We start from the raw sequence: 25,584 nt of genomic DNA, 5'->3' as shown, positions 1-25,584 counted from the left end.
CGACAAGCTCAGGGCTACGGAGTGTCTAATCTCGGTTGAGCGTGTCTAGCCGCGCACGCGCTCCATCCGCAAGCCGCATTGCAGCGCCACGCGCCCTCCGATAGGGCGGCGGGTGTGAGCGACCACCCTGCCCCCGACGCCCCGATCCTGTTCTTCGACAGCGGCCTCGGCGGACTGTCCGTGCTGCGGCCCACGCTGGCGCTGCTGCCGCAGGCGCCGATCGTCTATGCCACCGACCACAAGGGTCTGCCCTATGGCGAAAAGAGCGAGGCCGAGGTTGCGACCCGGGTTTCCGCCCTGCTCGGCCGGCTGGTCGAGCGGGTGCGGCCGCGGCTGGCGGTCATCGCCTGCAACACCGCATCGACTATCGCGCTCGCCCATGTCCGTGCCGCGCTCGACACGCCATTCGTCGGCACCGTACCGGCAATCAAGCCGGCGGCGCTGGCCAGCAAGACGCGCGTCATCGGCGTGCTCGGCACCGCCGCGACCGTGCGCCAGCCCTATGTCGACCGGCTGGCGGCCGAGCATGGCGCGGACTGCACCATCCTGCGCCATGGCGCACCCGATCTGGTGCACGCGGCCGAAGCCAAGCTGCGCGGCGAAGCAGTCGACTCCGCGGTCTATGCCCGCGCTATTGCCGGGCTGACCGACCAGCCGAGCGGCGAGCGGATCGACACCATAGTGCTGGCCTGCACCCATTTTCCTCTGCTGGCCGATGAACTGCAGGCGGCAGCAGGGCCGCACGTGACGCTGCTCGATGGCGGTGAGGGAATCGCCCGGCGCGTGGCGCATCTGACTGCAGGACAGGCATGGCCGGAGGGTTCGCCTCGCCGTACCGTCATCGTCAACGGCGGCATCGACAAGGCCAAAGCGGCGTGGGCTGCTTTTGCAACCTTGGGCTTTGCTGGGGTTGCAGAGCTCTGAACGCGCACGTCGTTTGAGCCGCGTTTCGCGCAGAGACGCAGAGGAAAGCGGAGCCCGCGGAGAAGTATCGCTGCGGCAAGGCCGCTTTACGATCGCACGGCTGCCGAAAATGCTTTGGCTGATTGAGGGACGCTTCGCGGCATTGTGCACCAACTCTGCGTCAATGCTTTCCTCTGCGCCTCTGCGAGAAACGCGTCCTGCCAAAGCGACGATTAGTCGCCCCACCTTCTTGCGAGCCGTTCGCGCTGGCAAAGCGGGTCGCTGGCCGTTATTGCGGCGTCCTGCGCCGAAAAGGGCGAGAGCCGTGCGGGAATGGGCATGAATTACAATCAGGTGTTCGAAAAGGCGATCGAGCGGCTGCACGCCGAAGGCCGCTACCGCGTGTTCATCGACATATTGCGCAACAAGGGCGCCTTCCCCAACGCGCGCTGCTTTGCCGGGCATAATGGCCCCAAGCCGATCACCGTGTGGTGCTCCAACGATTATCTGGCGATGGGCCAGCACCCCGATGTCATCGCCGCCATGGAAGAGGCGCTGCACGACGTCGGCGCCGGCTCTGGCGGCACCCGCAATATCGGCGGCAACACCCATTATCATATCCAGCTCGAGCACGAGCTTGCCGACCTGCACGGCAAGGAATCGGCGCTGCTGTTCACCTCCGGCTATATTTCCAACGAGGCAACGCTGGCGACGCTCGGCAAGATCCTGCCGGGCTGCATCATCTTTTCGGACGAGCTCAACCACGCATCGATGATCGCGGGCATCCGCAATTCGGGTTGCGAGAAGCAGGTGTGGCGGCACAATGATCTCGCGCATCTCGAGGAGTTGCTCGCAGCCGCCGACCCCGACGTGCCCAAGCTGATCGCTTTCGAAAGCGTCTATTCGATGGACGGCGATGTCGCCGATATCGCCGCCATCTGCGATCTGGCCGACAAATACAGCGCGCTCACCTATTGCGACGAAGTCCATGCCGTCGGCATGTACGGCCCGCGCGGTGGCGGCATCACCGATCGCGACGCGGTCGCGAATCGCGTCACTATCATCGAAGGCACGCTGGCTAAGGCGATCGGCGTGATGGGCGGCTATATCGCTGCCGACCAGGTGATCGTCGATGTCATCCGCAGCTATGCCCCCGGCTTCATCTTCACCACCAGCCTGTCGCCGGTGCTGGTCGCCGGCGCGCTCGCCAGCGTCCGCCACCTCAAGGCGTCGAGCGTCGAGCGCGAGGGCCAGCAGGCGGCGGCAGCGATGCTCAAGAGCCTGTTCCGCGATGCCGGGCTGCCGGTGATGGAGTCGACCACCCACATCGTCCCGCTGATGGTCGGCGATCCGGTGAAAGCCAAGAAGATCAGCGACATATTGCTCGCCGAATATGGCGTCTATGTGCAGCCGATCAACTTTCCGACCGTGCCGCGCGGTACCGAGCGGCTGCGCTTCACGCCCGGCCCGAGCCATGACGAGACGATGATGCGTGAGCTGACCGACGCGCTGGTCGAAATCTGGGGCCGATTGGAAATGCGGCAGTCCATCGCCGCCTGATGGCGCAAACGGCCCCGCCGCCGCTCCGCTTCCTGCTCAGGGAAGCTGCCCTTCCTTTCCAGTGGCTGCGCGGACGGTCCGCAGCCCCGCAGCTTGCCGCGCAATGGCCGGGCGATGGACGCGCCGTGCTGGTCATCCCCGGCTTCGGCAATCTCGACAGTCACACGGCCCTGCTGCGCGAAACGCTGGACAAGGCCGGTTATCGTTCCTTTCCCTGGGGCCTGGGGGCGGGCGGTCCGGTCAAGCCCGATCTGTTCGATCGCCTGGACCGGCGCCTCGCGGCAATTCTGGACCAGACACAAGGCCCGGTGACCCTGCTCGGGTGGAGCCTCGGCGGGGTCATTGCCCGCGGCTATGCGCACCATGCGCCCGACAAGGTTGCCGCCGTCATCACGCTTGGCAGCCCTTTCTCGGGCGATCCCCGCAGCAACCGGGCGTGGCGGCTGTACGAGGCTCTGGCCGACCACCCCGTCGACCGGCCACCGATTGGCGCAAACTATGCCGCGAAGCCGCCTGCACACACAACCGCCATCTGGTCACCGCATGACGGGATCGTCCCTCGCGCCGCTGCCGAAGGGCAGCCGGACGAGCGCGATGCAGCGATGGCGATACGCTGCGGACATTTCGCGATGTCGTGCGCTCCGGATGCGCTCCAGGCCGTGCTTCAGGCGCTCAGAATGCCAGCGCCCCCAGCGCGATAGTCAGCCCGCCCAGCCCGAAAGACAGCGGCCCGCGCAGACGCATCCACCAGCGTGGAGCGAGGCCGAGCGCAATCAGCTTGCGGTCGACACCCAGCGAACCGATCAGCGCCAGCCCCAGCAGCAGCAGCGAGGGGCCGGGCCATGCCCCTGCCGTCGCCCAGGGAATGCAGCTCGCCAGTGCCAGCAGGCTTGGCGACACCGCAGCCACCCACAGCCAGCGTGGCGCATCCTTGGCCGCGGCGGCAAGCCCCCACCACAGCCCGCCCAGAAAGCTGAGGATCAGCGCGGCATAGGCAAAGGCCAGCGCCAGCGCACTGAACAGCGTGCGCGGTTCATCCATCAGCGCGACCAGCAGGGCCGCGGCTTGGGGGAACAGGCCGGCAAATCCGAGCCAGCGCGCGAAAGGAGGCATTTTGTCAGGCATGCCGCCCCGATGTCCCAGCCGGCGCCGATCTTCAACCCCGTCGAGAGGCGGTAGCGTGCCTCAGGCGCGCGGCAGGGTCAGCCTGACCAGCAAGCCCCCCAGATCCTCGCTCTCGTCCAGGCTCACCGATCCGCCGTAAATCTCCACGACATCGCGCACGATGGCGAGGCCCAGCCCGGTGCCGGGCTTGCCGGTGTCGAGCCGCGCGCCGCGATCGAACAGGCGCTGCCGGTCGGCCTCGGCGATGCCGGTGCCATCGTCCTCGACGAGGAAGACGACGGTGTCCGCCCCGGTTTCGACGGTCACAAAGACGCTGCCGCCACCATATTTGGCGGCATTTTCCATGAGATTACCGAGGATTTCATCAAGATCCTGCCGTTCGATGCGAACCATCGCCGGGCGCGGGCCATCGGCATCGAACCGCACCGACGGGTAGAGCCGCTCGACCGCACGCTGCACCGCCTCGATGCTCTGCCAGCCGTCGGCGCGCAACTGCGTCTGCCCGCGCCGCCCTACCGCGCGGGCGCGGGCGAGATGGTGATCGACCTGCCGCCGCATGGTCGCGGCCTCGCGCCGGACCAGTTCTGGGAGGTCGTCGGCAGACTCACCGGCGGCGTTGGTGATGACGGTCAACGGGGTCTTGAGCGCGTGGGCGAGGTTGCCGGCGTGCCGCCGTGCTTCTTCGGCCTGCCTCTCATTATGGTCGATCAGCTCGCGCAGCTCGTCGACCATCGGCCGCACTTCGAGCGGCATCGGCGTGTCGAGCAGGGTCCGGTCCCCCTCGCGCAGCGCGGCGATGCCGCTGCGAATGCGGCGCAGCGGCCACAAGCCGTAGATGGTCTGCAAGGCGGCGAGCACGATCAATCCCAGGGCCAGCAGGGCAAAGCTGCGTACCAGCGTCCGCCGCACGACGTCCAGCTGCTGATCCAGCGGGCCACGCGCCTGCGCCACCTGGAACCGCCAGATGACGGGAGAGCCAGGCAGCAGCACATCGCGCTCGACGATGCGCAGCGGCTCATTCTCGAACTGCATGCTGTCGCGAAAATCGACATCCTCGTCGCTGTGCGGCGGCCCGGTATCGAGCGTGCGATCCCACAGTGAGCGCGAGGCGGAGGGTTCGGCCCCGGTCCCGGATATCTGCCAGTATAGCCCGCTGTACGGCTCCAGAAACCGTTGCTCGCTCAGCTCCTCGACCAGCTCGACCGTGCCTTGCGGGTCGATCTGTGCCGAGCGGATCAGCGCCACCAGCTGATATTCCAGACTGTCGTCGAAGCTCTGGGTGATGGCCTGCGACAGCACGCGATCCAGCGCGACGCCGCCACCGACCAGCAGCAGCAGAATCCACGCCGCCGCAATGCCGATCATGCGGCGACCGAGCGACCCGGTAACCCGCGAGCGCGGCCGTTTCACAGCCTCGGCAGGGGCCGTCTCCGGCGCGTTCATGCCCGCCGCACCCGCTGCCCGCTCAGCCGACGGGTTCGTCGAGCTGGTAGCCGAGGCCGCGGATAGTGGTGATGATGTCGGCGCCCAGTTTCTTGCGGATGCGGGTCACGAACACCTCGATGGTATTCGAATCGCGATCGAAGTCCTGATCGTAGATATGCTCGATCAGTTCGGTGCGGCTGACCACCTTGCCTTTGTGGTGCAGCAGATAGGACAGCAGCTTGTATTCCTGCGCCGTCAGCTTGATCGGGTCTCCAGCCAGCGTGACCTTGCCCGAGCGCGTGTCGAGCCGGACATCGCCGGCGGTGAGCTCGCTAGAGGCATTGCCGCTCGACCGGCGAATCAACGCGCGCAGCCGAGCGATCAGTTCCTCGGTCTGGAAGGGCTTGGCCAGATAATCGTCCGCGCCGGCATCGAGACCGGCGACCTTGTCCGACCAGCTATCCCGCGCGGTCAGCACCAGCACCGGGAAGTTGCGCTTCTCGCGCCGCCAGCGGTCGAGCACGGTAAGGCCGTCGACTTCGGGCAGGCCGAGATCGAGAATGACTGCGTCATAGGCCTCGTTCGAGCCCAGATAATGGCCTTCCTCGCCATCGGTGGCGAGGTCGATCGCATAGCCCGCCGCCTCAAGGGTCGATTTCAGCTGGCGACCCAGCGTCGGCTCATCCTCGACGATCAGGATACGCATGTCTTTGTCCTCCACGATATCGTTGTGTCTTGGCAGCGCTGACGCAGCGCGGCAAGTGCCCCCACCTTGTCTGCTGCGCCGTCAGGGCGTCCGGCTGAGGATGCGGCCGCTACGCGCATCGACATGCACCACCACCACCTGCCGTCCGTCGAGGAAGCGCAGCACATAGACCAGCGATCGCGATTCAAAGCCGGCGAGGCCGATATAGTCCATGCCGTTGTAGGGCGGGGTCGCCTGTACCTGCGCGACGATCTCGGGCAAGGGCCGGGTCTGGTTGGGCAGCGGACGGACGTCGGGCCGCTCCACCCGCGGCAGGCGCTCGCGAATCTGGGCGTCGGCGTCGACCGCGGTTCCCGCAAGAGACAGCGCGATCGCCGCCGCGACCAGCAACGGGGCAAGACGGCCCTTCTGCGATGTGCGTGCGGCTACGGTCATTGTCGGCCCGAACTATTCCTTTACCCCGGGCTCCCGATTGAACCGCTTTGTGGTGTGCTGCAGTTACGCTCCCCCCATTTAATGGCGCATGAATGTGGCTGTCGGCAAGCCTTCAGCTTGGCGGCGCCCGCCGTCCCCCGATGGTGCGATTGGCACAGTTCGGGGCTTTCCATTCCCGAGCGCCGGGGCTAAGACAGTCGAAAGCAATAATAAGCAACGGCGGGTCGCCTCTCTACCCCGGCATGGCCGGGCCACCCACAGGGTGCCAAGGAGACGGCGAAGTGAACGATTCCAGCGTCGAAACACGCAATTCGGATGGGCCGCTGACGGCTGCAACGCCCCGCACCGCTATGGCGCGACAGCTTTCCACCTACCTCACCGGGGCGGCCATGGTCGCGGCACTCGCCAGCCCGCTCAGCGCGCAGGGTCTCGCCGCCCGCTCCGCCATGGCGCCGACCGATACGCGCGTGGCGGACAGCTTCTCGATCGGGTCGGGCGACGGCGCGGTCTGCCAGGTGCAGGCAGACCTGCGCGATCCCCTGTTCGCCGACATGTTCGATCGCGGCTGGACGATCGTCTGCCGCGATGCCGCCCAGGCCGTCGGCCGCGTCTATGCGCTGCGTGGTGCCGAAGCAGCGAGCCGTGTTGCGGCTCGGCCGGGCGCGCCCGCCTGCACAGCGCCGGTGCAGGGCGTCGCAGAATGTGCCGATCTCTTCCCCGGTGTGGCTGGCCGCCGTCACATCCGCACGGCCGATGGCACCACCTATATCGCCGAGGGCATCGCTGCCTATGACGATGCGCTGAACCTCGCGCTCGCCAGCGTCATGCAGGGGCGTGCAGCGCAGGGCACGATCCGCGTCGCCACCACCTCTGTCGGCGATGCGCAGGCCCTCGCGCGCGTGCAGGTCGCGACCCTGCCGCCCGACCGCGCGCTGGCGGAAGGCTACCGGCAGAACAACAGCGGCGATTATGCCAATGCCGCCGTCTATTTCGAGGCGCTCGAGCGGCGCGGCGATGCCACCGGCAGCTATGGCATCGAGCCCAGCGAGTTCACCCTCAACCGCGCGCTGCAGCTTTCCAACTTGGGCGACTTCGCCGAGGCCGAGCGGCTGTTCGCCGAGGTCGAGGAAACCCGCACCACCGATATCGTGCAGACGCGGCTGCGGCGCAATTTCCGCGCGATGAACGCGCTCAACCGCCGCGATCTAGAAGGCGCGCTGGTGTATCTGGCGACCCCGGTCGAAGCGCCGCCGCTGTCGGAGATCGTCAGCAACGGCACCATCGTCATCTCGCCATCGATCGCCAGCGGCCTCAACAGCGGCGCTGGCTCGATCGCGCAGATCGCTGACGAGCAGCGGCTGACCCCGTCGGAACGCGCCGTGCTGCTCGATGCCCAGGCCGACCAGTTGACCGGAACCGTACGCCGCTTGGGTGGCGATCTGACCGGGGCACGCTCGGCGCTCGAAACCGCGCTGATCAAGTCGCTATCGGTGCGCGAGGGCCGGGTGACCAGCATCATCCGCCTGCGCGCCCAGACCATGGCCGAGCTGGCGATGGTCGATGAAGCCGCCGGCAACCTCACCAGTGCGGACCAGTTGCTGCGCGATGCGGTGACGCTGGTCGAGACGCAATATCCGGAGACCATGGCGCTCGCCTCGGCACGCGCGCGCTACGCCGCCTTCGCCAGCCGGCACGGGCGCGAAGCGGAGGCGCTTGACACCTACCGGCAGGTGGTGTCGGGCCTGACCGCACAGCGCCGGCAGCTGACCGGGCTGTTCAACCAGATGGCTCCCTATTTCCATCTGCTGGCCGAACGCCAGACGAGCGATCCTGCCGCTGCCGCCGAATTCTTTACCGCATCGCAGCTACTTGTCCGCCCCGGCGTCGCCGATACCCAGGCGGTGCTCGCTCGCGAACTGTCCAGCGGCAATAACGAGGCCGCCGGCGCCTTCCGCCAGGCCAACACGCTGGCGCGGGAAATCGAGCGCACCCGCATCGCGCTCGCCGGGCTGACCGGCGAGGAAGCGGCACCGCAGCGCGCCGCGCTGCTCGAACGGATCGACGCGCTGTCGGCGCTGCAGACCGCGACAATCGCGCGCCTTGCCGATTTCCCGCAATATCGCGCGGTGTCGCAGGACAGTATCGCGCTGGCCGACCTGCAATCGGTGCTCGGCGACAGCGAAGCCTATCTCAAGCTGATGGTCATCGGCGACACCCTCTATGCAATGATGGTCAAGCGCAATGGCGCGTGGGTGTGGCAGCCGACGCTCGACCGGGCCGGGCTCGATGCGGCCGTCGATCACCTGCGCAGTACCATCTCGGTCTTTGAAGGCGGCGCGTACAACACCTATCCGTTCGATGCCCAAGCCTCGAACGCGCTGTTCACCAACCTTTTCGCGCCCGCCGCAGCGGAACTCAGGACCGCGCGGCACATCATCTTCGAGCCCGACGGCGCGATGCTGCGCCTGCCGCTCAACGTGCTGATCCCCGATGCCGCCAGCGCGGCCGCCTATACCGCGCGCGCGGCACAGCCCGGTGCCGATCCGTTCGACATGCGCGGCGTGCAGTGGCTGGGCCGCACCAGCCGGGTGAGCACCTCGGTCTCCCCGCTCGCGTTCCGCAACACCCGCCAGGCCCCCGCCTCGCGCGCCAACCGGCGCTATCTGGGGCTCGGCAACAACACGCCGGTCAGCGATGTCACCAGTGTCGCCGCGGTTCGCGCCGCCTCGCCCGATGCCGCCGATGGCTGCGCCTGGAGGCTTTCCGAATGGAACCGGCCGATCGCTGCGACCGAACTGATCGCCGCGCGCAGCCTGCTGGGTGAATCGACCGGCGATGTCGTCACCGGCACGGCCTTCACCGACAAGCAGATCCGCGAGCGCGGCGACCTCGGCAACTACCGCATCCTGCACTTTGCGACGCACGGCCTCGTCACCCCGCCCCGTCCGGGTTGCCCGACCCGACCGGCGCTGCTGACCTCGTTCGACAACGGTGACTCGGACGGGCTGCTCAGTTTCGACGAGATATTCGATCTGCGCATCGATGCCGATCTGGTGATCTTGTCCGCCTGCGACACCGCCGGTCAGGCCAGCGTGGCGGCAACGCGCGCCGCTGGCGTCACCACCGGCGGCGGATCGTCGCTCGACGGCCTGGTGCGCGCCTTCATCGGCGCAGGCGGGCGCTCGGTGCTCGCCAGCCACTGGCCGGTGCCAGACGACTACAACGCCACCGGACGGCTGATCAACGGCCTGTTCAGCAGCCTGAGCGGTGCCAGCCTGGCCGAAGCGCTGGGCAGCGCGCAGGACCAGCTGATGGACGATGCCCAGACGTCACACCCTTATTACTGGGCTGGTTTTGCCATCATCGGCGACGGCGAGCGCCACCTGCTTGACCGCGACATGGCGGCCGGCGCGGCTGCGCCGGCAGACAGGACCGCAGCGGCAGAGACGCCTCAGGGCACGACGTACAGGGGACTGTGACTTCCGGCACGCCGGCAGCAGTAAAGAGGGGATAACAGTCGGTCATGAACCGCAACACACATCGTCTGATCCATCTGGGCCTGGCCGCTGCCGCCGGATCGCTGATCCTGCTGTCCAGCCCCGCTGCCGCCCAGACAACGGCACCGACCCGTGAGGAAATCCTGCGGCGCGGGCTGCAGCCGGTTGCGCCCAATATCCAGACCCGCATCGACGGGGAGGATGGCATCGAGCGCTCGCCCTGCCCGCTTGCCAGCCCCGAATTTGCCGACGTCCGCTTCACGCTGCGCACGGTCAGCTTTGCCAACGCCGGTCCGATCGACCCCGCCCTGCTCGAAGAATCGTGGCGCGGACGGGTCGGCCAGGAAATCAGCGTCAGCGAAATCTGCGAAATCCGCGATCGTGCCGCGACGCTGCTTCGCCGCGCCGGCTATCTCGCGGCGGTGCGCGTGCCGGTGCAGACCATCGAGAATGGCGAAGTCAGGCTGGACATCCTCGCGGCCCGCCTCGTCGGCTTCCAGGTGCGTGGCGATGCCGGCGCGAGCGAGGCACAGCTCGCCCGATACCTGCAGCAGATGCAGGAACAGCCACTGTTCAACAGCTTCGAGGCCGAACGCTATCTGCTGCTGGCCAGCTCGATCCCCGGCCTCTCCGCACGGATGACCCTGCGCCCCGCCGGCGCGCCGGGCGAAGTGATCGGAGAAGTGACGGTCGAGCGCACACCGGTGTTCATCGATTTCAACGCGCAGAATTATGGCAGCCAGTCGGTCGGGCGGTGGGGTGGCATCGCCCGGGTCCGCGTCAACGGCCTCACCGGCCTCGGTGACGAGACCACGCTGGGCTTCTACGCCACGCCCGATTTCGACGAGCAGAAGGTCGTGCAGGGCACGCACGAATTCCGCATCGGCGGAGACGGGCTGACGCTAGGCACCAGCGCCACCTACGCCTGGACGCGCCCCACCCTGCCCGGCAATCTCGACATCAAGTCGGAAACGCTGGTCTGGTCGACGTACGCCCGCTACCCGCTGGCGCTGCGCCAGGCGCGCAGTGCGTGGCTCAGCGGCGGACTCGACTGGGTCGATCAGGATATCGACACGTCCGGCATCCCGCTCAACCGGGACCGGCTGCGCGTCCTGTTCGCCCGGCTGGAAAGCAGCTGGATCGATCCGGATGCCTTCGGCGGCAACACCGACTACAGCCCTGCCGAGCCACGCTGGTCGGTGCGGCTGGCGCTCGAAGCGCGACAGGGCATCGCCGGGCTTGGTGCCAGCCCCAATTGCGCCAAGACCCCGACCGCCTGCTTCGGCCCCGGTCGCACGCCGACCAGCCGTGCGGAAGGCGATCCCGCAGGAACCGTAGTGCGCGCCGAGGCGGAACTGACCTGGCGGCCCGTCCCTGCATTCACAATCGCTCTGCTGCCGCGCGCGCAATATTCGCCCGACGCGCTGCTGGCGTTCGAGGAATATTCGGTCGGCAACTTCACCGTTGGCCGCGGCTATGATCCGGGTATCGCTTCCGGGGACAGCGGCGTCGGCACCGGCGTGGAGCTGCGGCTCGGCTCGCTCGTGCCCGCCAACAATCGCGAGCTGGCGCTGCAACCCTTTGCCTTCTTCGATGCGGCTCTGGTCTGGAACGAAGACACCGCCTTTGCCGGGATCGATCCCGAAGAAATCTACTCGGTCGGGGGCGGCGTGCGCGTTGCCTATGGCGACTTCCTGCGCCTCGACCTCACTGCAGCCCAGCCGCTGCGTCGCACGACCTTCGAAACGGATCGCAGCCCGATCCGCTTCCTCGTTTCCCTGACGATGCAGTTCGGCCTCGGCCGCTAAGCCAAGAGATTGACCATGACTGGAACGCCGATGATCGCCGCCAAAGCCTCCAGATCGCGCGCCACTGTCCGCCATCGCCTGATGGCCAGCGGCGCGATGGGCATGGCCATCGGCGCGCTGCTGCTGGCGCCGCAGGGTGCCGTGGCGCAGACCACAGTGCCGAGTGGCCAGGCGTTTCAGGGGACGCCGACGGTCGTGGTGCCCGGCAGCGCAACGGTGGTGCAGACAGCGACCCAGGACACCATCACCGTGCGCGCACCGCAGGCGGTCATCAACTGGACGCCCAACGATCGCACCGGCACCGGCACCATCGATTTCCTGCCCGAAGGGCTGCGCGCGCTGTTCGTCGGCGATGCAGATTTCACCGTGCTCAACCGGATCATCCCGCTCGACGGCAACGATGTACCGATCGCCCGGATGATCGCGCTCAACGGCATCGTCGATTCGCAAATCAACAGCGCCACGGGCATCCCCAGCCAGGGCGGCAGCGTCTGGTTCTATTCGCCCGGCGGGATTCTGGTCGGCGGAACAAGCGTCATCAATGTCGGCAGCCTGGTGCTCAGCAGCCGCGATATCGATACCACCGGCGGCCTGTTCGGCTCGAACGGTGAAATCCGCTTCCGCGATCCTGCCATCGCCGGCGCACTCGGCCCGGTCGAGATCGCTCCGGGCGCGCGCATCAATGCCGTCAACGGCACGACCGGGAGCGCCTATATCGCCGTGGTCGCGCCGCGCGTGGTGCAGTCCGGCACGGTGCGCGCCGATGGCTCCGTCGCGCTGGTTGCCGCCGAACAGGCGGATATCCGCATCAACAACGGCCTGTTCGACATCAACGTCACGGTCGGCACCAACGATCCGCATGGCATCATCCATACCGGCACCACGGCCGGCCCGGCCGACGCATCGGGCACCTTCGAAAGCCGCGCCTATCTGGTTGCGGTGCCCAAGAACCAGGCCATCACCATGCTGCTGTCCGGCGTGGTCGGCTTCGAAACGCCGACCAGCGCCACGGTCAACGCCAATGGCGGCATCGTGCTGTCGGCTGGCAACAACATCCAGGGCGGTGTTGCCGCCGGCCGCGCGGCGGGCGCCACCGGACCGGGAAACATCTCGATTACCGACAGCCGCTTTGCCAACGATGTCACGGCAACCGCGACCGGGACCATCACCGGTCGGCCCGATGCCTCCTGCCAGCCCAATTGCGGTGCCACCAACCCGACCGGCCAGTTGCTGTTCGACGGCAACGCCTTCCTGTCTGCCCAAGACGGCGTCAACCTCTCGGTCGGCCAGGGCCAGCGGATCATCGTCGGCGGCGATCTGCAACTGCTCTCGGCTCGCCCCGGTCAGGGCGGCAGCGTCGCACTGACCATCGACAATGCCCTGCCCCCGACCTCCTCCACCGCCGGCGGCGGCACCATTTCGGTCGGCGGCTCCCTGCTGCTGGACAGCAGCGCCCGCGGCAATGCAGCGAGCGAAAGCGCGCAGGCCATCGGCGGCACCAGCCGCCTGTCGATCAACAGCGGCACGCTCACGGCAGGCAGCGTCAGCATCCTCGCCAACGCTGCGGCTGCGATTGGCGGGAGCCTCAATGGCGAGGACGGCCAGGGCGGTACAGCCGCACTCAGCATTTCCAACGGCGGGTCGCTGACAGCCAATGGGGGCGTCACCGTCGCGGCGGACGGTCGCGGCAGCGGCCCGACGCTCGGTCCGCAGCAGAATGCAGCGCTGGTCCCCAATGGCGGCGACGGCATCGGCGGCACTGCGCAGGTCGTGCTGCAGAGCGGCGGTGCGCTCACCACGCAGCAGGGCCTCACCGTCACCGCCGACGGTTTCGGCGCGGGGGGATCGACCACGTCGGGCGACGGACGGGGCGGCACAGCCTCGGTCAGCGTCGACCGGGCAGACCTTTCCGCAGGCTTCGCGCGCGTCAGCGCCTCGGGAAACGGCGGCGGCTCGGGCTTCGACCAGGTTACCTTCACCTTCCTTCCAACCAACGACGGCGGCGACGCGTTCGGCGGCACGGCCAGCTTTTCGGTGTCAAACACCTCGACCAGCGATGTGGTGGTCGGTTCGCTGACCGTCGCCGCCATGGCGCGCGGCGGCACGGCATCGAACAGCGCCAACCCGCCACTGCCAGCGCAGGCCGGGAACGCGACCGGAGGCACAGCGCGCTTCTCCATGTCCGGCACGGCTAGCGCGGCTGAGATCGACAGCCTTGGCATCAGCGCCAGCGCCGTCGGCGGCAATGGCGTCGGTACGCTGGCGAATGGCGGCAGCGGTACCGGCGGAACCAGCCAGCTCAGTCTCAGCGGCGCGACAACCCTGTCTTCTGCAGTAAGCGTCAACGTTCGCGGGGACGGCAACGGTGGTGTCGGCGACAATGTCTCGGGCGCCGGCCAAGGCGGCTCGGCAGATCTGCAACTGGGCTCTTCGGCCGTGCTCAACACAGGCACCTTGCGCTTGTCCGCCAGCGGGCTCGGTGGCGGCACGCCGACCACGTTCCAGAGCTTCGCGCCCAGCACAAACATCGGCGGCAATGGCCGTGGCGGCCTCGTTACCCTCACGACGGCGGGCGCGATCACCGCGTCGAGCGTCGAGGCCGATGCGAACGGTTTTGGCGGCGATTCCAACCCGTTCAACAGCCAGACCACCGGCCTGCGCGGCGGCAACGCCACCGGGGGCGAGGTACGTCTGACCCAGACCGGTGGCACCATCACAGCCGGTGGCCTGACAGCGCGCGCCAATGCGACCGGGGGCGGCAGCGGCACGTCGGCGGGGACGAGCGGCAGCGGCACGGCGGGGAGCACCATCGTCACGCAAACCGGCGGCACCGCGTCCTTCGGCAATCTTACGCTCGAGGCGCTCGGGTTCAGCAGCCTGTTCCGCGGCGGCCCCAGCGGTGACGTGACCGGCGGCAATGCCAGCCTGCTGGTCAGCGACACGGCGCAACTGACCGTCGACAATTTCCTCAGCGTGCTTGCCGATGCCGGCTTCAGGGGCTCCACCTCGGGCCAGAGCGGCAATGCGACGGGCGGGCTCGCTGCCGTTACGGCAAGTGGCGGCGGCACGGTCACCACGGCATTTCTGGAAATTTCGGCAAGCGGTCGCGCGGCTGGCTCGACCACTCAGGGCGGTGTCGGCCAAGGTGGCCTCGCGCAACTGACCGCACAGTCTGGCGGCACCCTGCTCGCGCGCAGCAGTAGCTCGATCAGCTCGACTGGATCCGGCGGGGATGGCTTTGCCGCCGGACAGGGCATTGGTGGCACCATCGATATATTGGCCGATGGCGGCAGCCTGTCACTGCTCGGCTTCTCCAGCATCGATGCCGGCGGCCAGTCCGGCTTCGATTTCGACAGCGCCGCTCCGGAGGCCATCGGCGGCACCATCAATCTGACGATCACCGGCGACGAAGCCTCGGCGCTGAGCTTCGGCCAGTTACGCCTCGCAGCCGATGCCAGCTTCGCCGACAATCGTTCGAGCGCGCAGGACGCGCTCGACGGTGGCGGCCTGCCCGGCAAAGGTGGCCAGTCGGTGAGCGGCAATCCCGGAGACGCGACCGGCGGCACGCTCAATATCCTGATAGAGGGCGGCACCGTAACCGGCAGCAACATGTTCGGCTCGGCGTCGGGCTTCGCCACCAATGGCGGCACCGGCCGCGGTGGCACGCTCGATTTCCGCATGACCGGCGGCACGGCCACAGTCGATTCGATCAACACGGACGTCACCGGTGTCGGCGGCACCAGCCCGCTCGACCTTAACAACAGCGATGCACGTCCGCGTTCCGGCAACGGCTTCGGCGGGACGGCCACGGTTTCGCTGACCGGCGGCAGCCTCGACAGCAGTGCCTTTACGGTCAGCGCTTCGGGCGTCGGCGGTCACGGCGTCACCGGCTCCACACCGCCCCCCAATGGCGGAGAAGGTGGCACGTTCGACGGGCTGAGCTTCAGCGGAGATGGTGGCATCGGCACCGGCGGCAGCATCGATGTACTGATCGACGGCGAAGCGACCATCAATTCGGATTTCCTGTCCTTCACGGCCGACGGTGATGGCGGAAATGGTGGTGACTTCGTGGCCTTCACCGGTTCTGACGGCTATTCGCCTGGCTCGGGTGGCAGCGGCGTCGGCGGCACAGTCACGGTCGATCTCGCGGGCGGCAGCCTCAACGCGCTCTCGCTGTTTGCTGATGCAGACGGTCGTGGCGGCGACGCCGGGCGGATCCTTGCCTTCAACTCGAGCGTGATAAACCCCATCACCAGCCCGAGTGATGCCGATCCGGTCGGCGGCTCGGCACAGGGCGGCACGGCCCGTGTCACCATTGGCGACACCACCGGCAACGCGTCGCTGTTCGTCTATGCCTTTGCCTCGGGCGGCGAGGGCGGCACCATCCTGCGCGGCTACCGCGGCGGCGATGCCACTGGCGGCCTCGCCGAGCTGGTCGTCGACAACGCCCTTTCCATCACCCTCACGGCGGAAATCGACGCCAGCGGGTTCGGCGGAGACGGCGGCCGTGCCGAGCATGGCATTGGCGGCGACGGCGGCGACGGGTTCGGCGGCGTCGCGCGGCTGACGGCGGCGGGCGGCACCACATTGCAACTCACTGACGCCAGCACGCTGATCTCGGCCGGCGAAGGCGGCGCGGGGCGGGACGGACGCGACGGATCGCAATTCGATGGCTACGACCCGGTCGAGCGCGGCTTCCGCGGAGGCGACGGCGGTGACGGCTTGGGCGGCACGATCGAAGTGCTGGCGTCGGGCGGCGATGTCGAGCTGTCGATCAACGGCGGCGAAGGCTTTGTCTTCAACAACGGCGGCTATGGCGGCTTCGGCGGCGACGGCAGCAACAATGATTTCGGTGCGGCCACGACGCCAACGTTCGGCGGTGATGGTGGCAACGGCGGCAATGGCCAGGGCGGGACCATCCTCCTGCGCGCCGAGGGCGCCACGCTGACCACCGCAGATGGCAGCCCGCTATTCCTCCAGTCGACCGGCGTGCGCGGCGACGGCGGCTTTGGCGGCAATGGCGTGGTGACATCGACCACCAATCCGACCACCGGCGTAACGACCTTCTTCGGTGGCAACGGCAGTTTCGGCTTCAGCGGGCTCACCATCGGCGGAACGGTGCGGCTTGAGGCCAATCAGGGCGATACACTCGCCGGTCTGGTCGATCTCGCCGATCTCTCCATCGATGTCGGCGGCGACATCGCCGGCCGCGTCGAGTTCATCGATGACAGCAGCGGGCCGGGCATCGCCATCGGCACGCTCAACATCTTCAATGGGGACAATGGCTATTCGTCGTGCGGCAATGTCGCGCTGTGCGGCAGCGGCTTCTACATCCGTAGCCGTGACGGGGCAGTCACCATCGGTCAAAGTGCCGACCTCAACCTGCTCGGCGGCTTCCAGCTCGACGCGTTCGACACCGGCGGGCTGAATGTCGCTGGCGCGTTCGATCTTGCGGTTGCCGACGACATTGTCGTGACCCATCAGAATCGCGAAGGCACTGCCGCGACCCTGTCTGCGGACAGCATTTTCCTAAGCGGCAACCGGATTGCGCTGGCGCAGGGGACGCTGCTGCGCTCGACCGCAGGCAGCATCGACCTGCTAGCCTCCTCCTCCATCGACTTCGGCCTGCTCGACGCTTCCGAGAATATCTTCCTCGAAGCCGGCGGCAGCATCTTCGGCGACGGGGCGGATGCGACGCTGACCGTCGATGTGGCCGCAGACGGCAGCATCGATATCGCCAGCCTGACGGCCGGCGAAAATGCGGTCGTCTCAGCCGGCGGCGCCGTACGGGTCGCCGATCTGACAACCACCAACGGCTATGCCGACCTGACCGGCAACGGCGTGGCACTGGGGACGGCCAACATCGGCACCGCCCTCAAGGTGCTGGCGCAGAACGGCAATGCCGTGATCGGCTCGGTCACCAGTGGCGCATCGACCGAAATCAACTCGCTGGCCAACATTTCGGTGGGCAGCATTGTCACCACCAATGCGCTGGTCGACACGCGCGATCCGGGGCGTGGCCCGGCCATCCTGCTCAACGCCCGAGGGTCGGTGACGCTGGGGTCGCTCGACAGCGCGGGCATCGTGTTCATCACCGGCGCCAGCCTGGCACAGGCCAAGCCCGGTTCGGAGAGCGCCGAGACCCAAAGCAGCATCGTCGCCGCGGATTCGATCAGCATCGGCACATCGGGCGACATCGACTTCGGCACGGCCGACGGACGCTCGATCTCGATCGTCTCGACCGACGGATCGATCAGCTTTGTTTCGACAAGCAGCGCCACTGACACCCAGATGACCGCCACGGCGGGGTCGATAACCGGTGGATCGGTAACCACCATCGACGGCGACGCCCGCCTGTCTGCCGGCGACAGCATCGCCATCGACAACGCGGATGTGGGCGATGTTTTTGCGCTGACCGCCGGTGCTGGTGGCATCACACTCGGGACCAGCATCAGCGGCTATGACACGCTGCTGACCAGCGACGGCGCTGTCAGCATCGTCTCGGCGACGACCACCGACATCGGTACGCAATCCTCGACCAGCAGTGCCAACATCGTCATCGACGCGGTCGGCGACGTGTCGTTGGGCAGCCTGACCTCGGCGGAAGATATCACCATAAACGCCGCCGGCCTGGGCGGCGCGACGAGCTCGATCGTCGCAGCCGGCGATGTGTTGATCCAGGTCGATAACACGGCGCTGTTCGGCTCGCTCGACGCGGGCAGCCTGTCGATCACCGCAGGCAGCGCCATCACCTTCACTGAAGCCAGCGCCGATCTCGGCGCCAGCCTGCAGGCAGGCGCGGACGTAGCGGGCTCTGCGCTGGTCAGCGACAATGGCGGCGTGACGGTCTCCACCAGCGGCGGCACGATTGCGCTAGGCAGCGTTGCTTCGCGCTTCGACAGCACGATCAATGCGACGGGCGGTGGCGTCACCCTGAGTTCGGTGACCACCGGATTCGGCGGTGTATTTGTCGATGCCACCGGCACTGTCGATATCCAGTTGGCGAATTCAGGTGGCCAGTTCGTCATCGGCAGCGATGCGGATATCGTCATCGGCACGGCGACGGCCTTCGGCGATGCGACGCTCGATGCGGGCTCGAATGTCCGCGTCACCAGTCTGACCACCACCGGCCAGACCAGCAGCCAGTCGAGCGCGCCGACCAGTGCGGCGATCCGCATAACCGCCGGCGGCGATGTGCTGCTGGGAACGCTCGATTCCATCGGATCAGTGCAGATCGACGCAAACAGCCTGACCGCCGCAGCAGCCACCAGCGGCATCCCAACCTCCGGCATCATCGAAGCCGGCGAGGATGTGCTGCTCGATATCGGCGGCAACGCCAGTTTCACCCGCATCTCTGCTGGTGGTCTCGTCGATGTGGTTGCGGGGTCGGTGTCCGCCGCCAGCAGCGCCATCGTCGCCGGCGGCGACGCATCGCTGCTGGTGTTTGGCAACGCCGATCTGGGCGCGATCGAGGCCGGCTTCGTTTCTGCCTCGGTCGACGACACATTCACCTTCAACAGCATCGACGCGTCGGATGGCGTGAATATCGGCGCAGGGCAGGATATCCGCGGCGGCAGCATCGCCACCGGCGGCTTCGTCACGGCCAACAGCGCCGAAGGCAATATCGCCATCGACGAGGTCAGCGCGGACAGCGGCGCGAGCTTGCTGGCGCTCGGCGACATCGATCTCGGCTCGCTCACCAGCAGCAACGGTAGTGCGAGCCTCGACGCTGGCCAGTCGGCCAGCATCGACTCCGGCTCGATCGCCGGTGCCCTCACCGTCGAGAGCGGGCTCGATAGCAGCATCGGAACGGTCACCACCGGCGGTCCGGCGAGCGTTACCGCCGGGCGCGACATCCGCGTTGTCAGCCTGACCACGACCGGTATCGGTGCTGGCCAGTCGAGCGCGCCGATCAACGCTGCCATCACCCTGAGTGCCGGCGGCGACGTGCTGCTAGGCACGCTCGATGCGGCGGGCTCGGTCCAGATCGACGCGAGCAGCCTGACCGCCGCCGTTCCTTCCAGCGGCATCCCGACCTCGGGCATCATCGCGGCCGACGAAGATGTGCTGCTCGATATCGACGGCGACGCCAGTTTCACGAGCATTACCGCCGGGGGCCTCGTCGACATCGTCGCAGGGTCGGTGTCCGCCGCGAATAGCAGCATCGTCGCCGTCGACGATGCTTCGCTGCTGGTGTTCGGCAACGCCGATCTCGGTACGATCGAGGCGGGCTTCGTCTCGGGCTCGATCGACGGGACCTTCACGTTCGACAGCATCGACGCTGCCGACGGAGTCAATATCGGTACCGGCGAGGATATCCTCGGCGGCAGCATCTCCACCGGCGGTTTCCTCTCGGCGAGCAGCGCCGAAGGCAATATCGCCATCGACGAGGTCAGCGCGGACAACGGTGCGACTTTCCTTGCGCTCGGCGATATCGACCTCGGCTCGCTGACCAGCAGCCGCGGCGGCGCAACGCTCGATGCCGGCCAGTCGGCGAGCATCGGATCGGGCGCCATCGCCGAGGATCTCGTCGTCGACAGCGGGCTCGACAGCAGCATCGGGACGGTCACCACCGGCGGGCCGGCGAGCGTGACAGCGGGCGGCGACATCAGCGTTGTCAGCCTGACCACGACCGGTATCGGCAGCGGCCAGAACAGCACCGCGCCTGCCGCCAATATCCTGCTTGTGTCGGGCGGTGCGATCCACCTCGGCGCGCTCGATTCCGCGGGCGACATCGCGATAGACGCGGCCAGCCTGACGCAGAGCGGCGGGGGTAGCGAGGCGCCTGCCAGTGCGATGCTCGCGCTGGGCAATGTCAGCATCCGTACCAGCGGCGATGCCGACTTCGGCTCGATTGAGGCCGGCACGGCAACGATCACGACTGGCGGATCGCTGCGGTTCGACAGCAGCACCACCTTCGGCTCGACCTTCATCGACAGCAGCGGCAGCGTGACCGGCGGAACGCTGGAAAGCCAGCTTGGCACGCTCGCCGTCTTTGGCGGCAGCGACATTGCCGTCGATGTCGCCAATGCCGGCAACAATGCCTTCTTCAGCTCGGGCAATGGCGATATCGCCATCGGTGCCCTCGGCGCGCAAGACGATATCCGGCTGACCGCATTGTCCGGGGAAATCAGCGGTGACAGCGCCGAATCTCAGTTCGGCACTATCCTGATCGATGCGGCGAGCGTCGATTATGGAGATCTGGAGTCGGCTGGAACCATTTTCGTGCGCGCTACCGGCGATGTCGCCATCGACTTTGCGCGGACCAATGGCGCTGAAGGCAGCGGCTGCAATCAGTCGCCGCGATGCGACCTCGCGCCACCGGTGAAAAATGGCTTGGCTGGTGTCAACATCAGCGACTCTATCGTCCTGACCGGCAGCGATATCATTATCGACGCCGGCGGGGATCTGACGCTGGGTGAGCTATCGTCGGCCGAGGACATCGTCATCGATGCCGCCAACCTCATCGGCAACACCAGCTCTGCCTTTGCCGTCGGCTCGATCGACATCGATGTCACGGGCAATGCCCGGTTCGGCTCGCTGACCGCCGAGGGCAGCGAAATCCTGGTCGATGCCGGCGGGACGATCGATGGCTCCAGCGTTACTGCAACGGCCAGCGACAGCGCCATCCGGCTGACGGGCCGCGACGGCGTCTCGATCGGCACCATCAGGGCACCTGCCAATCTGGAAGTGCGCGCCGTCAATGGCGCAATCACCATCAGCGACGTGCGCGCCGGATCGGCGATCGTCAGCGGCCGCAGCGCCGATGTCGTCGCCACGGGGACCACATTGTTCACCTTGGCCGAGGCAACCGCAGGCAATCTGACCGTGCAGGGCACGGCCGGCACGCTTACCCTCAGCGATGCACGGGCGAGCGGCGCAATGAGCGCACGCAGCAGCAATGGCGCCTTGGTGATCGGTACGGCGCAAGCCGGCAGCATCGCGCTGCAATCCGATACCACCGCAACGCTCAACGGGGCGGTCACGGCGACCGGGGCGCTCACCGCGTCCATTCGCAATGCCGCCACCATCAATGGCGTGGCCACGGGATCGACCGTGCAGATCGTCTCCGGCGACATCGTCATCGGAAGCAACGGCCGCATAGGAACTGCCGGGACGACCTCCAGCCTGACGCTCACCAATGGCAACAACGGGCGGCAGACCTTCATCGGCGGCGCGGACAACAGCAGCGGCTACAGCCTGTCCGCCGCAGAAATGCAGCGCCTGTTCGCAGGCAACATCACCCTGCGCGGATCGAACAGCAGCAACCGCGAAGGCTTCGTCGCGGCGGCTCCTGGTGCTACCGCGGTGATTGCACCCTCGGGGCAGCCCAATGTCGTGATCGACACGTTCACCTTGACGGGTGGCGGCGGTTCCACCGGCAATCTGGGCGCCAACGGCACCTTGCTGATCGAAAGCCCCGGCTTTGTCCGCGTCGTCGGCACGGCCACGCTCAACAACATGTCGCAGGACAACCGCTTTGCCATCGTCGCAGACGATGCCATCCAAGTCATCCTGGGTCAGGGAGCGATCCGGCTCAATGGTCCGAGCGGGCTTGGCGGAACGCTGTCGCTCAACGCCGACGATATCGTTGTCGCAACCGCAGACGCCATCACGGCTATCGCGGCATTGACCGATAGCGCGGCCATCGACGAACGCCTGTCCCAGAACGACGGCGTGCTGAACGACGATGGCGCCCTTTCCGCCAACGCGATCGCGTTCACGGCCAGCAATGGCATCTATGTCCAGAACAGCGGCGACGGCAGCGACTTCGACGACCGCCGAGGCTTCACGGCCGGCGCGGGCGGGGTCAGCATCACCACGCCAGGCAGCCAGTCGCCCACCAGCGGTGGATCGACGCGTCTCGTTCTCAATGGCGTGATCGACGATGGCGTGACGGTGCTGACCGGGCTCGATGCATTCGGACGCGTGACGATCAACGGTGTCGCCCTGACAGGGGAAAGCCAGCAGGTGCCCGGGATCGACGCCGGCTCGACGCTCAATGGCTGCCTGATCGCCTCGGCATCCAACTGCTTCACATTCGAGATCGACCTGATCCCGCCGACGCAGGACAACCCGCTCGTCGATGACGAGGACGAGGAAAGCGAGCAGACGGAGGGCGAAGATTCGCTGTCGGTAACGACGGTGATTGAGATCAAGGATGTCGAGCCCCTGCCCAACGAGCCGTTGATCGACGATCCGGTGACCGGTTCGCCCAACGACGATCTGTGGACCCCGGACAGCGGAGACTGAGCGTTCCATCAGGTTGGGCGCTTGGTTGCCCCCGCCCACCCGGCTGCGACAGGCGCAGCAGGGGTGGGCCGCGAGCGATCCGCGCTGTGCCAATCATTCAGCTTCGACGTTGGGCTGTGTCGGACCATCCCGTACAGAGGATGGTGGGCGCGACAGGGATTGAACCTGTGACCCCACCCGTGTGAAGGGTGTGCTCTACCGCTGAGCTACGCGCCCGCCGGACAGCGTCGCGAACTGCGCGCTGCGGGGTGGAGCGCACCTAGTCAGTCGGCGCACGAATGGCAAGGGCCAAGTCTGCTTTGCCGCGCCTTAGGCGCCGGGCACGCCCAGCAGCCGTGCCTGGCCGCGCAGGCGGGCTTCCTGTGCCGGGTTGGCGCGAATGGCAGCTTGCAGCGCCTGCGCTGCCTTCTGGCTTTCACCCAACGTCATCCGGCTGCGCATCAGCATGATCCAGCGGTCGACCTGGCCCGGGTCGGCGCGCAGCTTTTCTTCCAGCCCGTCGACCATGCCCTGGATCATCATGTCCTGCTGGCCCTTGGGTAGTTGCGCCGCATCCTGCATCTGCTGGCGGTTCGGCCCGGGGATCGCCTGCGCCGCCACCGGTAACTGGTCAGGGGCGACTTGCGGCTGGCGGACAGCGGCGATGCGGCTGGCGACCGCGATGCTCTCACGCGCGCCGACCTGTTCGATGGTCCGGCGCAGGTCCGCCTCCCACGGCGCGCCCTGCGGCGTATCGGCCAGCAGCGCCAGCCAGTCGGCGATGGCGCCTTCATGATTTCCGTCGATGTCCTTCTTGACCGCCAGAAAATAGCGGGATCGTGGATCGTCGCTATCCAGCTCGAGCGCCCGCTGGAACGCCGTCAGCGATTCGTCGGGCATCGCCGGCCCGGTACGGGGCGCGGCCATCACCAGCGCCTCACCCAATGCCGACCAATAGCCGGCGACGGTCGGCGCCAGCTCGGTGGCGCGGCGGTAGGCGGTTGTCGCACCGGCGAAATCGCTCGAATCGAAGCGCAACTGGCCGAGCTGAACCCACGCATCGACATCGTCCGGATTGGCGGCAACACGCGCTTCCAGCTCGCTCGCCCCGGCTGTCGCAGGGGCTGCGCCCGACGTGGCGGCTGCCGCAGGGCCGGCGTCACCATCGTCGCTGCGTACCGCCGTGTAGATCAGCGCACCGGCGAGGACCGCGCCGGCCACGCCGAGCACGATCCAGCCGCTGCGGTTGCCCGCCCCGCCGGTCACGGCATCGTCCGTGCTGGTTGCGCTCATCGTTCAATCCCCTCCTGTTGCAGCTACCCGGGCCGTTACCCGGTCCGCACCACGCTGACCAAGTTGCCGGTAGCCACGGCTGTCTCGACATCTGTCACGCCCATGGCGCTTTAGGGGTTTAATCGCACAGCCAAATCTAGTAGCCAAGGGCTGTGGAGGACGCCGTAAAGAGCGTCCAGCACGGGTCGCGCCAGAACCGATGTGGGGGATATGGCGCATGGCGATAAGTGATCACGTAGACCTGCCGACGTTCATGAACGGAGTCGCCCGGCGCAATCCGGGGCAGACCGAGTTCATCCAGGCGGTGCAGGAGGTCGCGGAAGACATTTACGACTTCATCGCCGACAAGGAAGATTATCATCGCGAACAGATCCTGCGGCGAATCGCTGAGCCGGACCGCGTCGTCAGCTTCCGCGTCTGCTGGGAGGACGATGCCGGCAACATCCGCGTCCAGCGCGGCTGGCGGGTGCAGAACAACAATGCCATCGGCCCCTATAAGGGCGGCATCCGTTTTCACCCGAGCGTCACCGAATCGATCCTCAAGTTTCTGGCGTTCGAGCAGACCTTCAAGAACAGTCTGACCGGCCTGCCGATGGGCGGCGGCAAGGGCGGGGCCAATTTCAATCCCAAGGGCAAGTCGACGCGCGAGATCATGCGCTTCTGCCAGAGCTTCATGAACGAGCTCTATCGCCACATCGGACCGGACACCGACGTTCCCGCCGGCGACATCGGCGTCGGCGCCCGCGAGGTCGGCTACATGTTCGGCCAGTACAAGCGGCTGACCAACACATGGAACGGGGTGCTGACCGGGAAGGGCCTCGAATATGGCGGCTCGCTGATCCGCCCGGAGGCAACCGGCTATGGCGCGGTCTATTTCCTCGCAGCGATGCTGCGCACCAAGGGGCAGGACCTGACCGGGAAGACGGCGGTCATCTCCGGCTCGGGCAATGTGGCCACCCATGCGGCGGAAAAGGTGACGCAGCTCGGCGGCAAGGTGCTGACCCTGTCGGATTCGGGGGGCTTCATCCACGATCCCGACGGCATCGACCTCGGCAAGATCAACTGGGTGAAGATGCACAAGACCCACCGGCGCGGCCGGATCGAGGATTATGTGCAGGAATATCCCGCCGCTACCTTCCACGCCGGCAAGACGCCGTGGGGCGTGCCATGCGATGTCGCCCTGCCCTGCGCTACCCAGAACGAACTGCTCGGCGACGATGCACGCGCGCTGGTGAAGAACGGGTGCATCGCGGTGAGCGAAGGCGCCAACATGCCGACCGATCTGGAAGGGGTGCATGTCTTCAAGCACGCCCGCATCCTCTACGCGCCGGGCAAGGCTGCCAACGCTGGTGGCGTTGCCGTCTCTGGTCTGGAAATGAGCCAGAACAGCGAGCGGCGCTCGTGGAAGGAAGCCGAGCTGCAGCAGATGCTGCTCGACATCATGGAAGGCATTCATGACCGCTGCCTGACCTATGGGCGGATCAGGGACGATCATGTCGATTATGTCAAAGGCGCCAACATCGCGGGCTTCAAGAAAGTCGCCGACGCGATGCTGGCGTTCGGCGTGGTTTGACGGCAGAGAGTGGCCGCGAGGCGGCTG

General features: G+C 67.1%; 12 protein-coding genes and 1 tRNA gene. 7 read left to right on the top strand and 6 right to left on the bottom strand.

What is annotated here, in order from left to right:
- The first annotated feature begins 114 nt into the window (after positions 1 to 114).
- From murI to AC0QC4_RS07425, 3 genes are all read left to right on the top strand, one after another.
- Complete coding sequence (gene murI / locus AC0QC4_RS07435) at positions 115 to 924, top strand: glutamate racemase (RefSeq protein ID WP_483659100.1); 810 nt, start codon at positions 115 to 117, stop codon at positions 922 to 924.
- A 318-nt stretch (positions 925 to 1,242) separates the two neighbouring features.
- Positions 1,243 to 2,463, top strand: coding sequence for a 5-aminolevulinate synthase (gene hemA, locus AC0QC4_RS07430; protein WP_483659099.1), 1,221 nt, complete (start codon positions 1,243 to 1,245; stop codon positions 2,461 to 2,463).
- The gene (locus tag AC0QC4_RS07425) at positions 2,463 to 3,164 is read left to right on the top strand and encodes an alpha/beta hydrolase family protein (protein WP_483659098.1); all 702 of its coding nucleotides are present in this window, start codon (positions 2,463 to 2,465) and stop codon (positions 3,162 to 3,164) included. Before hemA ends, AC0QC4_RS07425 begins: the two co-directional genes overlap by 1 nt.
- Here AC0QC4_RS07425 and AC0QC4_RS07420 read toward each other — a convergent pair.
- From AC0QC4_RS07420 to AC0QC4_RS07405, 4 genes are all read right to left on the bottom strand, one after another.
- Positions 3,136 to 3,588, bottom strand: a complete 453-nt coding sequence (locus AC0QC4_RS07420) for a DUF3429 domain-containing protein (RefSeq protein WP_483659097.1) — start codon at positions 3,586 to 3,588, stop codon at positions 3,136 to 3,138. The genes AC0QC4_RS07425 and AC0QC4_RS07420 overlap by 29 nt on opposite strands.
- 60 nt (positions 3,589 to 3,648) lie before the next feature.
- Positions 3,649 to 5,031 (bottom strand): sensor histidine kinase, encoded by a 1,383-nt coding sequence (locus tag AC0QC4_RS07415; protein ID WP_483659095.1) that lies wholly within the window; start codon positions 5,029 to 5,031, stop codon positions 3,649 to 3,651.
- Between the two features lie 22 nt (positions 5,032 to 5,053).
- Positions 5,054 to 5,719, bottom strand: a complete 666-nt coding sequence (locus AC0QC4_RS07410) for a response regulator transcription factor (protein ID WP_483659093.1) — start codon at positions 5,717 to 5,719, stop codon at positions 5,054 to 5,056.
- Between the two features lie 81 nt (positions 5,720 to 5,800).
- Positions 5,801 to 6,154 (bottom strand): PepSY domain-containing protein, encoded by a 354-nt coding sequence (locus AC0QC4_RS07405; RefSeq protein ID WP_483659092.1) that lies wholly within the window; start codon positions 6,152 to 6,154, stop codon positions 5,801 to 5,803.
- Positions 6,155 to 6,435: 281 nt separating this feature from the next.
- Here AC0QC4_RS07405 and AC0QC4_RS07400 point away from each other — a divergent pair, with 281 nt between their 5' ends.
- From AC0QC4_RS07400 to AC0QC4_RS07390, 3 genes are read left to right on the top strand one after another with little or no spacing between them, the layout of a single operon-like run.
- Positions 6,436 to 9,633, top strand: coding sequence for a CHAT domain-containing protein (locus tag AC0QC4_RS07400; RefSeq protein ID WP_483659091.1), 3,198 nt, complete (start codon positions 6,436 to 6,438; stop codon positions 9,631 to 9,633).
- A 44-nt stretch (positions 9,634 to 9,677) separates the two neighbouring features.
- Positions 9,678 to 11,459: a ShlB/FhaC/HecB family hemolysin secretion/activation protein gene (locus tag AC0QC4_RS07395; protein WP_483659090.1), complete on the top strand. Its 1,782-nt coding sequence runs from the start codon at positions 9,678 to 9,680 to the stop codon at positions 11,457 to 11,459.
- A 15-nt stretch (positions 11,460 to 11,474) separates the two neighbouring features.
- Positions 11,475 to 22,712: a hypothetical protein gene (locus tag AC0QC4_RS07390; RefSeq protein WP_483659089.1), complete on the top strand. Its 11,238-nt coding sequence runs from the start codon at positions 11,475 to 11,477 to the stop codon at positions 22,710 to 22,712.
- A gap of 141 nt (positions 22,713 to 22,853) precedes the next feature.
- Here AC0QC4_RS07390 and AC0QC4_RS07385 read toward each other — a convergent pair.
- Positions 22,854 to 22,928, bottom strand: a tRNA-Val gene (locus AC0QC4_RS07385).
- Between the two features lie 93 nt (positions 22,929 to 23,021).
- Complete coding sequence (locus AC0QC4_RS07380; RefSeq protein ID WP_483659088.1) at positions 23,022 to 23,984, bottom strand: tetratricopeptide repeat protein; 963 nt, start codon at positions 23,982 to 23,984, stop codon at positions 23,022 to 23,024.
- A gap of 217 nt (positions 23,985 to 24,201) precedes the next feature.
- Here AC0QC4_RS07380 and gdhA point away from each other — a divergent pair, with 217 nt between their 5' ends.
- On the top strand, positions 24,202 to 25,557 hold the full coding sequence (gene gdhA, locus AC0QC4_RS07375) for an NADP-specific glutamate dehydrogenase (RefSeq protein WP_483659087.1): 1,356 nt from the start codon (positions 24,202 to 24,204) through the stop codon (positions 25,555 to 25,557).
- The last annotated feature ends 27 nt before the right edge of the window (positions 25,558 to 25,584 follow it).

It is taken from the genome of Sphingomonas sp. jy18 (assembly GCF_056931895.1).
This window is presented reverse-complemented; position numbering and strand designations above follow the sequence as displayed.